Source organism: Mycobacterium noviomagense (assembly GCF_010731635.1).
GTDB lineage: Bacteria > Actinomycetota > Actinomycetes > Mycobacteriales > Mycobacteriaceae > Mycobacterium > Mycobacterium noviomagense.
Window position 1 is genome coordinate 420,113 of the sequence record NZ_AP022583.1, and the last position, 13,337, is coordinate 433,449.

General features: G+C 63.4%; 10 protein-coding genes. 3 read left to right on the forward strand and 7 right to left on the reverse strand.

Features of this window, described 5'->3' with window-relative positions; all coding sequences use genetic code 11:
• Positions 1–49: 49 nt before the first annotated feature.
• From G6N15_RS01725 to G6N15_RS01750, 6 genes are all read right to left on the reverse strand, one after another.
• Complete coding sequence (locus G6N15_RS01725) at positions 50–1,162, reverse strand: hypothetical protein (RefSeq protein ID WP_163747896.1); 1,113 nt, start codon at positions 1,160–1,162, stop codon at positions 50–52.
• On the reverse strand, positions 1,155–2,654 hold the full coding sequence (locus tag G6N15_RS01730; RefSeq protein ID WP_163747899.1) for a serine/threonine-protein kinase: 1,500 nt from the start codon (positions 2,652–2,654) through the stop codon (positions 1,155–1,157). The genes G6N15_RS01725 and G6N15_RS01730 overlap by 8 nt, the downstream gene beginning before the upstream one ends.
• 112 nt (positions 2,655–2,766) lie before the next feature.
• Positions 2,767–3,372 carry a DUF2510 domain-containing protein gene (locus G6N15_RS01735; RefSeq protein WP_083089362.1) on the reverse strand — a complete coding sequence of 202 codons (606 nt, stop codon included), beginning with the start codon at positions 3,370–3,372 and terminating at the stop codon, positions 2,767–2,769.
• Positions 3,373–3,465: 93 nt separating this feature from the next.
• On the reverse strand, positions 3,466–5,829 hold the full coding sequence (locus tag G6N15_RS01740) for an FHA domain-containing protein (RefSeq protein WP_083089364.1): 2,364 nt from the start codon (positions 5,827–5,829) through the stop codon (positions 3,466–3,468).
• A 165-nt stretch (positions 5,830–5,994) separates the two neighbouring features.
• On the reverse strand, positions 5,995–6,363 hold the full coding sequence (locus G6N15_RS01745) for a DUF4189 domain-containing protein (RefSeq protein ID WP_083089367.1): 369 nt from the start codon (positions 6,361–6,363) through the stop codon (positions 5,995–5,997).
• Positions 6,364–6,386: 23 nt separating this feature from the next.
• Positions 6,387–7,130 carry an LppX_LprAFG lipoprotein gene (locus G6N15_RS01750; protein WP_083089394.1) on the reverse strand — a complete coding sequence of 248 codons (744 nt, stop codon included), beginning with the start codon at positions 7,128–7,130 and terminating at the stop codon, positions 6,387–6,389.
• Between the two features lie 792 nt (positions 7,131–7,922).
• Between G6N15_RS01750 and G6N15_RS01755 the strand changes: the two genes are divergently transcribed.
• The 3 genes from G6N15_RS01755 to G6N15_RS01765 all read left to right on the forward strand — a co-directional run bounded on the left by G6N15_RS01755 (position 7,923) and on the right by G6N15_RS01765 (position 10,082).
• Positions 7,923–8,264, forward strand: a complete 342-nt coding sequence (locus tag G6N15_RS01755) for a hypothetical protein (RefSeq protein WP_083089368.1) — start codon at positions 7,923–7,925, stop codon at positions 8,262–8,264.
• Between the two features lie 58 nt (positions 8,265–8,322).
• Positions 8,323–8,748 carry a DUF2059 domain-containing protein gene (locus tag G6N15_RS01760; protein WP_083089371.1) on the forward strand — a complete coding sequence of 142 codons (426 nt, stop codon included), beginning with the start codon at positions 8,323–8,325 and terminating at the stop codon, positions 8,746–8,748.
• A gap of 245 nt (positions 8,749–8,993) precedes the next feature.
• Positions 8,994–10,082, forward strand: coding sequence for an adenylate/guanylate cyclase domain-containing protein (locus tag G6N15_RS01765; RefSeq protein WP_232070324.1), 1,089 nt, complete (start codon positions 8,994–8,996; stop codon positions 10,080–10,082).
• A gap of 21 nt (positions 10,083–10,103) precedes the next feature.
• Here G6N15_RS01765 and G6N15_RS01770 read toward each other — a convergent pair whose 3' ends face one another.
• A complete protein-coding gene (locus tag G6N15_RS01770) occupies positions 10,104–13,202 on the reverse strand; it encodes an MFS transporter (RefSeq protein WP_372506461.1) in 3,099 nt (1,032 codons plus the stop codon).
• Positions 13,203–13,337 lie beyond the last annotated feature (135 nt).

Genomic DNA, 13,337 nt, shown 5'->3' on the forward strand with positions numbered 1-13,337 from the left:
GCTGCGACTGTGCTGCCGAATACCGTTGCAGTGGCTGGGATTACAGCGGCTAATAGATGTAGACTTTGGCGTTGTTTCCGCCGGTGCACGTTATCCACGGGTCGTCGCCATTCGCGACGCAGGTCATGACGAAGTCGTTGCCGGAGCATGGGACGGGCGTAACGGCGTTCGCACTGACCTGAGGGCAAGGGACCGCGCCTCCGACGATGACCTGACGCGAGTCACGGCTAGGTGAGTGATAGGTGTTCCAATAGGCCTGCAGGACATTGTTGGCGAATTGGCAAGATGTTTGATCGGTACCGCGCCCAGCGTTGGTCGCCCATGCTGAGTGGTTCATCCCCACGTGGTACCCATCCGAACAGTTCACACCGTACGAGTCGGGCGTCTGCACCAAATCGGGCGGAGGCACCGACGCGGTCGGCGTGTTCGGTGAACTTGTGGGGGTGGAGTACGAATCGGACGGGTATGCCGATGGTTCGGATGAGGTTGTTGGTGCGCTTGTTGGTGTGCTGGTGTTGTGGGTGGCCAGGGTTATCGCGATCACGGCCACGATGACGATAATGGCTGCCGCGACACCGACGCCGGCCCAAATTTTGGCCGGTGAGGCGGGTTGGCGTTGTGGTGGTGGTGGCGCCCAGGCGGGGGGTGGCGGCGGCGTGGAATACGGCGGTGGCGGGGCGGGCGCTGGTGGGGCCGAAGAGCCCACCGGCGGTCGAGAATGCACCACCGGGGTCGGCGGCGGCGCCGGTGCGACACTCACCGGCGTGGCAGTCGGGGTCGCGGTCTTTTTTTGGTGCTGGGCGTGTTCGATGGCATGACCCAGCACATAGCTCCAGGCCTCAGGCAGCGGGCGCTGCTGGGACGGGTTGCTCAGCGTGTCGGTGATGACCTGGCGCAACAACCCCGGTGTACTCGCCGGAAGGTGCTGAAGGTTTTTGGTGTCATGGTCACCGGCCAACAACCGCAGCGCCAACAAGCCCAACTTGTAGGCATCCGAATAGATGGTGGCCAAATCCTCACCGGCAGGCCGTTCCCAGCCCGGAGTCTCCATCTGCGCCAGCGCCGACACACCGTTGATGCGCATCGCGTCGCAGTCAATGAAATAGACACCCTCATGCGGGACAAGGGAAAACAACAGATTCTTCGGGGAGATATCACCCACACACACCGTGCTTGTGCAAAAACGCCAACCCCGAAGCCACCTCCCGCAACAACGTATAGCGCTGCACCTCATCGACCACGATGCCCCGCGCCGCCAAAACCGAGGAATGATTCAACAAATGCTGAAACTCCGCGCTGGCCCGCGACACCCCCCTGACCGTCGTCAAATCGATGAAAAACTCATCAGGAATAGCCGGCATCACGAAACCCATTGGGCTACCGGCATCCTCGACCAAAGCACACGGCCACGCAGCAATCGACACCAGCCGCTCCGCCTGCGCGTAAGTCAGCGACTCCTCCACCAAAGCCGGCATCTCAGCCAACGCAGTGAAATCAATCCCCGCCCGAGCCTGCGCCCGATACTCCTTATAAACCATCGACGCCGCGAACTTCGTCTTCACGTTCGGCGCCCGATACACCACCCCCTGCCCACCCTGACCGATCTTGGTCAACACCCCCAACCTGTCGCGCCCAATCACCTGGCGGGCCTTCACCGCCTTCCCACCCCGCCCAGCAGAGGAGGCCGTGCCCGGAGTCGACTCAGCCGGCAGTGAGTGGACCGAGTCGGCTGCCGCAGTGGGCGGCGGCGCTGGTTCGCCACCGAGAGTGGGTCCGGCGGCGGGGCGGGCTGAATCGGCAAGCAACGTAGGAGCAGGCTCACCCCGCGGCGCGGCGGTCGCGGTCAACGCCTGCCGGGCCGCGCGGGCCAACTCCCGAGCACTCTGAAAACGCTCGTCGAGGCTTTTGGCCATCCCCTTCGCGATCACCTCATCAAAACCCGCCGGCACCGCCGAATTAACAGCGCTAGGCTTGGGCGGATCCAACGTCAGATGCCCGGCGATCTGCTGCTCCATACTGTCACCCGGAAAAGGCGGCACACCGGTCAAACACTCATACAGCACACACGCCAACGCATACACATCGCCGCGCCCATCAGCAGTACCAGTGGTGAAACGCTCCGGAGCCATATACGCCCACGTCCCCACCATCATCCCGGTACTGGTCAACTTGGTGGCCGCAGCATCATGCGCGATACCGAAATCGATCAGATACACAAAATCGTCATCACCAGTCACCAACGCGTTCGACGGCTTGACGTCGCGATGCACCAACCCCACCGCATGCGCGGCGTTCAACGCAGCAGCCAACTGCGCAATCACATGCACCGCCCGCTCCGGGTCCATCGGCCCATCACGCGCCAACAACCCATGCAAATCGACCCCGTCAATAACCGGCATCACCAAATACAGCTGGCCATCAACTTCCCCAGTATCAAAAATCGGAATGATATGCGGCTCAATCAACCGCGCCGCGGTATACGCCTCCCGACGAAACCGCTCCCGATAACCCGGCTCCGCGCTCAACTCAGTCGGCAACACCTTGATCGCCACATCACGGCCGATCACACTGTCATGGGCCTTAAACACCTTGCCCATGCCGCCCTCGCCGATCAACGCGATCAGCCGGTAGCGCCCAAACACCACCTCATCCACCGGCGGCCTCCATCACCCACCTGGAGCAACATGCTAACCAACCACACCCCCACCCACAGCCAAATCACCAACCCAGCCAACACCCCAACCCACACACCCCAGAGCACCACTTTCAACCGCCACACCACGCCGGATTTGAGCCGCAGAAAAGCCCCACCTTTTTGCCACCGATAGCCCACTCAATCGTGTCCTGCGATGCCAGTGTGGCCGCCACCGGCTCGCCTACCGGAAAGTGTGGATCTGAGCTGGCGGTGATATGCCCACTGGCCGTGCCACTGGAGACCGATGTCAGCGTGAATTCGAATGTGCTGTAGGGCATCTCAGCCATTGAACAGCTCGCACAGGCTTTCATGTTCATGTAGTGGAAATGACCGTGGCCGGTGCGGTCGATCACAACACTTTCTCGCATGCCCTTCCACTCCCGGGCGAACGGCGCCAGCACGTCAGCACTCAACCCCGGTGAAGGCGGAGCAGTATTCCAAACCTTCTGGACGATGACGGGAACGGCTACCAGCATCGCGACTGCGAGCACGACGACGGCGCCGAGGATGAGTGCGATCTTGGTACGGCTGCGGCGTTGCGCCTCAGGCGCTGCCTCGGTGATGGGAGTGGGCATGGCCGGAATGCTCGTGTGCCATTGCTGACCATCCCAATACATCAGGCCGGGCTTGCCGCTAGGGTCCGGATACCAGTCAGGAGCCCGTGGTTCAGTCGTCATATGGGTTCTGCCTCAAGGACATTGGTGGCCGTCATGATCGCCGCCAGTAGGGACCAAACTGTGTGCCCTGCACTCAAGCCTCCTTCGAGGCTTTTACTTAATTACTTTGCGGTGCGGATCCAGCCGTTTGAGCTGGATCGCGAGCAAGATCACCAGTACGAGTGCCTGTATGGCGCACGCACTCGCGGCAATCGCCCAGCTGCTGAATTTGTAATCCCACATCGGGTCCGTTTCACCGGAGAAGTGGCGGCGCAGGTCGTTTAGGTCGACGGTGGAAGCGCCCATGGCATACGCCCACCGCGACGGCGACAGCCACGCGAGATACTCCAGGGGCACCCGGCCCTTCACACCGAACATCCCACCGCAGAGCACAAGTTCGGCCATGACGACGAGTACCAGCAGCGGCATTCCACGGTCGGCGTTGCCGATCGTCACCGAAATCAGCAGGCCGATGATCATCGAGACCACCGTCACGGCGACGACCGCCAGAGCCACTTCAAGGCGCGGCCAAGGGATCACCACCGACTGGTCCGGCGGAGGTAGCAATACGCCGCCAAGCAACCCGAGGATCAGCCCTTGCAGACTGGTGATCACTGTCAGGACCAGCAGCTTGGAGCACAGGTAGGCCGCACGCGACAGGCCGATCCCGTGTTCGCGTTGATATATCGCCCGTTCCTTGACGATCTCGCGGATCGACGACGCGCAGCCCATCAGCGCGCCGCCAATAACTAGCAGGACCAGCAGTTGAGAGGGTTGCGCAGACGTCTGCAAAATGGCCTTGGTGATCGACAACCCCGCCTTGCCTGGGACCGCGTGGGCGAACAGGCTCAGCAGCAGCGGCAGAAGCACTATGGTCGCCGCATACTGGCGGTCGGCGGCGATGACCGCCAGGTATCGCCTGCTCAGAGTGGCAAACTGTGCGAACGGACTCTGTTGGCGGACAGGCTGCGCCGGGGCCGGGGGCGCCGTCAGTTGCTGAGTCCGGCGCGGGCCCGTGAGGGCGTCGTGAAGGGGCGAGGCGACGAAACGGCCGGTCCAGTCGGTCGTGGTGTCGTGCTCGAGAAGGTTGAACAGGTCGGCGAAGTCGCTGGAGCCGAAATAGGTCAGGGCCTGTTGCGGCGGACCGAAATAGGCCAGCCGACCGCCCGGCGCCAAGATGAGGAGACGGTCGCACAAGTTCAGCTGAGCGGTGCTGTGGGTGACCACTACCACGGATCGACCGTCATCGGCGAGGCCGCGCAGAGTCTGCATCACTGACTTCTCGTACCCGGGGTCTAGGCCCGAGGTCGGCTCGTCCAAAAACAGCAACGACGGTTTGGTGAGCAATTCCAGCGCGACGCTGGTGCGTTTGCGCTGACCCCCGGAAAGACTGTCAATCCGTTGTTCGGCCTGCGCCGCCAGCCCCAGCTCGCCCAAGACCTCCTCAATGCGCTGATTACGCTCCTCGGCGGAAACGTCCTGTGGAAACCTTAGCCGCGCAGCGTAATTCAGCGCCCGGCGCACCGTCAGCGGAGTGTGCAAGATGTTGTCCTGCGGCACAAAGCCGATTCGGTGCCGCAACTCGGCGTAGTTTTCGTAGAGATCGCGCCCGTCGTACTCTACCGCGCCCGCGCCGGCTGGGCGAAACCCGGTCAGCGCCCCCAGCAGCGTGGATTTCCCCGCACCACTAGGTCCCACCACCGCCATAAAGCAGCGTTCCGGTAACGCGAAGCTGACGTCGGCCAACAACACCTTGCCGTCTTTGGTGGCCACCCGCAGGTTCGTCGCCTCGTAGGAGACGTCGCCGACGTCAACGTGTTCGACCAGTGTGTCGCCGAACAGGTGGAGCAGGTGGTGCCCGATACCGACCACGTCGTCGGGGCCGATGACGGCGCGGCGAATCCGGTTGCCGTTGACGTAGGTTCCGTTGGCGCTGTTGTTATCGACGAGCTCCCACCGGTTGCCCGAGCGGCGCAGGATGGCATGGCGGCGCGAGACCAACAAGTCGTTGAGGACCACGTTGTTCTGGGGTGCCCGCCCGATCGTGACGACCACTTGCTCGATCGCATGTACCGCGGTCGGCGCACGGGCGATCGTCGTGGGGCCCTGGCGCGGTGCTCGCTGTGTCGGTGCCGCCGACGCGGCCACCGGGTGTATCGGGCGTATCTGCAGCGCCTCGCCCGAGGATGCCGAACCCAGAAACACTGTGACGGGCCGGCTCATTATCGTCACACTGTCGACGCGCTGCCCGTACACAAACATCCCATTGCGGCTGTGGTTGACCAAGACCCAGCCTGTGGGCGTCGCCTGCAAGACCGCATGCTGTCGGGAAACCCTCGGATCCTCCAGGCGAATGTCGGCCTCATTGGCGCGTCCGATGGTCCAACTACGACCGACGCTGGCCTGCCAGGTGCGGGCACCGGCGCGCAGTTCCAGACGCGGCGGATTCCTGGTGATGATGTCGGTCTTATCGTCCACGCGTAGCCTCCACCGCGTTTGCCGAACCAGGCCTCAAGAATAGGACTCAACACTAAAAAGTCCACCGGTATAGCTAAATCAGGTCGGGCCGGCCCGGCTACAGGTCTACCCCATTCGGCTATCCACCAAATCCACAGTTATTCAAACACTTTCCGGCACAGGACATCAGTTGCAGGCCCAGTTGTCGATCCAGCCGCCGCCGACCTTCATCAGGGCATCCTGCATCGCGGCACTGAGGTTGTTGCCGTACCCGCCCGAACGTACCCAACCATTGGCGGCGACGGCGCCACAGGCCGTGAAGGTAACCAACACCTGGCAATCGGAGAACGCGCACGAGTTGAGCGCGGCGGCCTGCGCCGAGGCCGCGGTTGGGTAGTTTTGCGAACGCCCCCACCATCCGGTCACGGTGTAGGCGATTGCGCCGTATGGATCGTTCGCGCCCGCTGCGGGGGCAAGAGCGACGGTTGTCGAAATGGCCGTGGTCATCGCCGCGACGGCCACTGCGAGGCGCCGCCGATGGGTCCTGATCGTCATTGGTGATTCCTTTCCGAGCCCACCTATGTTGTTGGTGGCTTGGTGGCCGTGACCTGCTTGCCCCAATCGGACATCGTCAGGGACACCGAAGTGTTGCCGGTGGGATTGATCTGAATCTTGACCAGATGCGAAGACCCATCCGAAGCGATCCACAGGGTAGTCGGCACCGTCTTGACGTTTTGGGCGGTCAATTTGGAACCGGCCAATGTCGCGATGTCGTCTGCGGATGAATTGCCGGTGATCTTGGTGGTTGCGACCCCGTTCACCTGCTCTGTGCCCGCCACGGATGCACCCTGCAGCTTCGAGATCACGTTCGCTAACCCTTTGTTCGGATCCAGCAGCACAGACACGTTATAAATCGATTTGCCGTTGCCAAAATCGGTGTAAGAACCGGGTTTTCCGATATCGGAATAGAGATGGTCGTCGACATAGACGAATTTCGCGTCTTGGGGAGATTGCCCGACGAGGAGGGTCGCGGTGCCGGTAGCGACCGTTTTCGGCGTGTTGGAGATGTCGCCATCGAGCTTGGTCACCAGCATGTTGGGCACGCTGCCCTGCACCGCAAGGCTCACATGCATGCCAGTGACCTTGCGCATGGCGTCTGCCGCCGAGCTGAGTATGGTTGCCACATCTTTGTTCGCGGCAGATGCTGAGGCGCCTGAAGAGCCGCCCGGATGTGAACCGTGTGAGCCGCAGCCACTGATAGCGACGACTAAGGCAAATGCGGCGGCAGCAGTGACAATTATCGTACGAGGCGAAAGCTTCATCCCCATCTCCTTCTGCGTGCCCACAGCTTAGTTACCGCATCGCGATAGCGGGCCAGTATTCATGCAATAGTTGCGAACTAATGCAATAGAAAACACGCGGCTGGGCCTGCTTCCATTGCTGACCGACGAATTCCCACTTGGTAATTTCGGTTGGTCCTACCCGGCCTCCCGGTTTCCACCCGGTTGCAGGGATCGCCGTACCAGTAAGTCGGTGGTTTGAGAGGTGCCGTCGTATTGCGGGGTGATTAGCACTGAGGACACCCAACGTTTGTGCCCGATGTGGTACGGCCACGGTCTCTCCTCTCTCGGGTAGGGCGATGGCGCTTGGTAATTGTCGTTTCAGTTGTTCAGGCCGTTGCAAGCTTGAAGCCGACAACTTGGAAGATTCTTGGAAAATAGGTTGCGAATTGGTGTGATGGCCGCTGCGCCGGCGTAGATCAAGTGACCACGTGCGAGTGGCTAACTGCCGACGTTCCAAGGCCTTCAGCACTTTTCGTCTTGACATAGACTTTCTGAATCGCGTACCTCCTCTACCCGAGCTTCTACGGCTTGACGCATTCCACGGTGTTCTGCGCGACGTAAGCATACCTAGCACCCGCGCCGCGCGGAGTCGGACTTCCCGGGCGAAACACCCTGTCGCCGTGCATGTTTCGACTTTCACCAAGGGTTCTCTGGTTGCGATTCAATTCAAGTCCGTAGCGTGCATCCCACACCTCCAAGAATCCGCCAAGGCCCACGATGGACTCTGGCCACGCCGGAAAGCTCGGCATCACTAGAAGGAGGAAACCCGACGTGTCCGAACCACTGACGGCTACACCGCTGCCGCTCGCCGCCGACAACGAGTCCATATCCGGCGCGGAAATGGACCGGGAGACGGCGTCACCACTCGACGACGTTCAAGCAGATCCAGCCCCAATCCTCATCACAGAACAAGAGGTACTCTTCAGCACCGCGGCCGCCGTCCTGGCGCCACCGACTCGTTGGTGGACGCGAGCGGCTCATGCGCTCGCGGTGGCCAAGGACCGCATTTTCACCGCATCATCGGAGGGTTCCCCACCCAAGCAACGGACTTATCCGCCCCGACTCGACTTCCTTGAAGACTCGCGAATGGAACGCGAAATGCACCGACTGTGACTAGTTTTGAGTGATACACGGCAGGGACGTCTAGACTCGTTTTTGAGAGTGGACTGAGATGAAGAAAATTGCACTAGCGGGAGTTAGCATCGCCGCACTGTCGGTCGCGCCGCTCGCAAGCGCCGATCCCACGCCAGGGCACGACACGAAGGTGAACATTCAGATACCGCCGATGCTCTGTGAGATCGGCTCAGACGATACAAATCCGGGTGTCGGCCCTAATGTGGTCTGCCAGGGCAATTTCGTTCACGCCCCAGCGGGCGACGATCAAGCCGTCGTCACCGCGTCGGGCCAGTTCACCTACCGAAGTGCGAACATCGGCGTCGGCTACAACCATGCCCCTTTTCAGACTTTGGTCCCCGGCCAGATCTACCACGTTCAGGACTGGACAGTCGTGGCGAGCAACGACGGCATTCGCTTCACCAACGACGGAACTGGCCACGGCATGCTTGTCCGCACCGATACCACCGTCAATGCGTTCTGACTCGTAGCAACAAAGACCACAGCGGCTGCATCGTGGGCGGGGTTGAAATCTGTTGTAGAGCATCATCGTCGGCCACTACAGCCTGCCAGACAGGCGAGAGCCGTGCGCGTGTTGCGGGCGGTGTCTTTGGGTGTCGAAGAAAGGCCCTGAGGTAGCCCTGTACAGATTCTTGAACGAAAATTGAGCCTCAGCTAGCGGACCGAACGCGCGCCTAGAACCGGCGTCGTCGCCACCCCGCACTCGGTATGATCAGCCCGGTCGAGCTCGAGAACCAAACTAATTCACACGGCGTCCACGCAACCGACGTGCGCGCGGCGACGGCTAGCAGCGAGGCGATGATGGCGGCCTCTGTCAACGGGCCGGGCGGACAGCCCGCTGAGCCCCCGGCCTACCTCGTCGTCCATGAGGGCGACTCTGAACGCCGCATACCGGTGTTTGATCAGCTCTTTGTCGGCCGGGAATGCACGGGGATCAGCGAGCAACGGCGGCTGGTGATCGATGACCCGGAGATCTCACGCACTCATCTCGAACTTCGGCTGGATGCCGCAACCAACCGGGCTTACGTGATCGACACCAGCACCAACGGCACATTGCTCAACGGCGTTCGGCTGGAACGCGCCGCTTTGGTGCCGATCAAGTCCGGCGACCAAATCCGGCTCGGCGATGTGGCGCTGACGTTTCACTCGCAGCGGTTCACCGCCGTCCCGGCGACCGCCGTGCGCGCAACGCGAGCCCGGTTTAGTCATGCCGCGATGGTGATGGTGGTCGGCGACATCGTTAATTACTCGACAATCTCCCAGGTGACGGACGAGGCAGTCATAGCGCAGAGCCTGCACACCTTGTGGCGTCAGCTCCGCGGTGTACTGCAAGCCCATCAGGGAACACTTGCCCACTACGCCGGCGATGCGTTGTTCGCAGTCTGGGAGCTTGGCCGGTTCCCGAACGCTGCCGAGCTGGCAATCGACTTCGCGCTCGCCGCAAATCAGCGCGTCGAGGAGCTCGGGCCAGAGCTGCCATTGCGCGGACCGGACGGCTCGCCCATCCACATGGGCTGGGGTGTGGTGCGGGGCATGGCTGCACTAGCCGCAATGACCAGATCGGCCGACGCGGTGATCGGCGATGCAACCAATCTGGCTTTTCGGTTGTCCGGGCTGGCCGGCCGCCAGGGACGCGCAGCAGTGCTGGTGACCAGCGGCGTGCACCGCTCCGTTGCGGAGCAATTCACCTGGGGAGCAGGCGAATCCGTCGAAATCAAAGGGCGCAGCGGGATGGAGACCGTATTCCCGGTTATCGCGCGCAAAACCACGAAAAGGCTTGTCGCCGACGGCGGTTGAGAATTTTTATCGTCCAAAAGGCTAGCGCTGCACTAGCTCCATGATCTGAGGCAAGGCTTCACGTGTTGCCATCCGTCCTGCCTCACGGGCACGGTCAATTTGGTGCCACTCCAAGAAACCGATGCTGCTCGTGTCGGGATGGATAGCGAGATCGGCGTGATCCAGTACCGCCGACGTTGCCATGGCGCTGCCGATCGTCATGGTGCGCATGAGCGTGTCGACGATGCTCGGAATCCGCGGGGCACGGGGCTCGTCCGCCGCCGAGGCGACGCGTGCACGGTTACCGGTGCCGATGCTCACCGCAATCAACGGGCCCTCATCGCGTGCCAGAGCGGCTATGGGCAGGTTGTCGAGCACGCCGCCGTCGACGTGCAGCGTGCCGTCGTAGACGACCGGCGCGTACAGTCCCGGCACCCGCAGCGAACAGCCGATGACGTCGGCCAGTCGGCCTCGACGATGAACAACCGGGCGCCGGGCCAGCAGATCGACACTCACGCAGCGGAATTCCTTTGGCAGCTCCTCAACCAGGCGCTCTCCATGAGCGCTCTGGAGAGCTGCCAAGGTGCGCCGCCCGCGGATCAGACCCTTGCTCGGCAGGGTGTAGTCGCTGGTCGGGTTGCTGCGGATGAAGTATTCATAGATGTTCGCGTCTACCGCTGCCGCGTCCATACCGGTGGCCGCGAATCCCGCGATGATAGCCCCCATACTCGTGCCGGCGAACCGGTCGACCACCACGCCGGCCGCCTCCAGTTCCTCGAGCACGCCGAGGTGGGCGAACGCTCGTGCCGCGCCGCCGCTGAGAACCAGCCCGATCGACCGGCCGGCGATGCGAGCGGCGAGCGGACGCAAGTCAACAGGCGCGTGTGCGGGGCGAACGGCGTGCACCGACCGCGGCGTTATCAATTCCTCCCACGCGCGCCGGTGTTCACGGCTGGCGGGCGGTCCGGCTAACACGAGGTCGGCCCCCATCGCGCGTGCCGGCAGCGGCGCAGACGGTGGCGCCGGATCGGCCGCCACCAGGACGACACGATCGGCCGACCGCGTGCAGAAGTCCCGCCACTGCGCGTCGTCCAGCCCCGCGTGCAGCACCACCTTGTCGGCCAGGCGCTCAGCGCGTTCCAGCCCCTCGCGGTCCACGAGCCCCGGGTTCACCACATGCATCCGAACCGATAGCGCGTTGACCAGTCCCCTGGCGACCATTGCCACGGGCGCATGGGCGTCGACGCCGACGACCGCGATGACCACCTCTGGCGCCGGCGTACGCGGGCCCGCGGGCGGCGGGTTCTGATGCAGCCGGGTAGCCAGCACTCGAACGAGGGCAGCCATGACGCCGACGTCGGCGATCTTGTCGAATTCGGCCTTGGTGAGTCGCACGAGCGTGGAGTCGCGCACCGCGCGCACCGATGCGGAGCGGGGCGCGTCGATCAGGAACCCCAGCTCGCCGACGACCTCGCCGCGGCCCAATTCCCTTAGCACGACATCGTTCTGGAGCACTTGCAAGCGGCCGCTGCGAACTACATAGAGGGAATCGGACGGCTCGCCCGCGTGGAAGAGGTACGAGCCGGCCTCCAGCTCGACCTGCTCGGCGTGGTCTCGCAGCTCTGCCAGGGTGACCGGGTCCAGCCCGGCAAAGATCGTTAAAGCGCCGAGCGGATCCACCTCGGCTGCGGCGGGCCGAAGCTCGGCGGGCGAGGTCGTCACCGCGGGGGCGCGCTGCGATTGGGGCAGATCGGTTTGCAGCGGAGGCTCGACCTCGTCCGCCTCCGCGGTGGTGTGGCGGGTGCGGCCGAGCGAGAACCCGGCGATTGCAACAAGCGCAAAACAAATTGCGGCTAATACCCAGCCTCTTCGCAGCGCCTCTTCGGCTGCGCCGCGGGCTGGCGTGCCCACTACAACCACGAGCAGCGCAATGCCGATCACGGCGCCGAGCTGGCGGGTACTGCTGACTACCGCCGAAGCGGTGGCGTAACTGCCGCCGGCGGCCAGCCCGGCTAGGGCGGCGCTTCCGAGCACCGGCAGCGTCGCGCCGACGCCGATGCCCTGCAGCATCTGGCCAGGCAGCCATTCCGTGAGGAAATGCGGTGTGCTGCCAACACGTTCGATGTACCACAGCAAGCTGCCGGCCCAGATCAGCGCACCGATGACAATGATGAGGCGGTACCCGTGTCGGTCGGCCACGCGCCCGAGAACCGCCGCGACAACCGCCGCGACGAAGGCGGCGGGCGCGACCGCTAGGCCCGCGCGCAACAAGTTGTAGCCCCACACGTAGTTCAGGAACAACACGTGGGTTAGCAGGTAGGCGTAGAACCCGGCACTGGCGATCAGCGTCAGCGTGTTGCCCGCCGTGAACGACCGGATGCGCAGAAACGCCGGCTCGATCAGCGGTGTCGGGTGGTACCGCGAACTCAGAACAAATCCGAGCATTGCGACCGCCGCGGCTAACAACGACCCGATCGTTGCCGGTCCGATCCAGCCCCAGTCCGGCCCCTTGACCAAACCGAGCGTCAGGCATCCGAGCGCGGCAGCCAGCAACACCGCCCCCCGTAAATCGGGCATGCGCCGCCGTCCGGAGGCCCGGCTTTCGACCAGCCCGCGACGGGCCACCACCACAGCCACGACACCCAACGGCAGATTCACCAGGAACACCCAGCGCCAACTCGACGCGTCCACGAGAGCGCCGCCGATGGGTGGACCGAGGCCCGAGGCGATGGCCGCCGCGGCACCCCACAGCCCGACTCCGTGTGCGCGGCGGGCGGCGTCGAAACTTTCGACAACCAGCGCCAGCGACGCCGGTACCAGGATCGCCGCGCCGACGCCCTGCAGCACCCGGAATGCCACCAGCTGCCCGACGGTGTTGGCGGCAGCGCACAGGCCGGACGCGGCGGTGAATAGGACCACCCCGTAGATGAACATGCGTTTGCGTCCGAGGAGGTCGGCGATCCGGCCCCCGGCCACGAGGAAGGCGGCGAAGGCGATGTTGTAGGCATTGAGCACCCACGAGAGGCTGCTGATGTCGCTGTTGTGGAAATAGCGCTGGATGGCCGGGAAGGCGATGTTGACAATCGTGGAATCGAGGAAGGCGAGGAAGGCGCCGAAAGCCGCCACCAGCAGCACCGCCATTGGGGAGGGCTGGCGGCGTCGAGTGAGCGGGACGGGAGGCCGTGCCGGCCGCAGGCGTCGTCTGGCTGGCCGAAGCGTATTGGTATCGACCGCGGCGGCATGGGCACCCCGGTGCCCTGCACGCTCGACCGAGCT

What these genes read in the sequence shown, in the direction of transcription:
- G6N15_RS01735 (WP_083089362.1), bottom strand. Translation starts at nt 3,372, where the DNA reads ATGACGACTGAACCACGGGCTCCTGACTGGTATCCGGACCCTAGCGGC.
- G6N15_RS01745 (WP_083089367.1), bottom strand. Translation starts at nt 6,363, where the DNA reads ATGACGATCAGGACCCATCGGCGGCGCCTCGCAGTGGCCGTCGCGGCG.
- G6N15_RS01750 (WP_083089394.1), bottom strand. Translation starts at nt 7,130, where the DNA reads ATGAAGCTTTCGCCTCGTACGATAATTGTCACTGCTGCCGCCGCATTT.
- G6N15_RS01760 (WP_083089371.1), top strand. Translation starts at nt 8,323, where the DNA reads ATGAAGAAAATTGCACTAGCGGGAGTTAGCATCGCCGCACTGTCGGTC.
- G6N15_RS01765 (WP_232070324.1), top strand. Translation starts at nt 8,994, where the DNA reads ATGATCAGCCCGGTCGAGCTCGAGAACCAAACTAATTCACACGGCGTC.
- G6N15_RS01770 (WP_372506461.1), bottom strand. Translation starts at nt 13,202, where the DNA reads ATGGCGGTGCTGCTGGTGGCGGCTTTCGGCGCCTTCCTCGCCTTCCTC.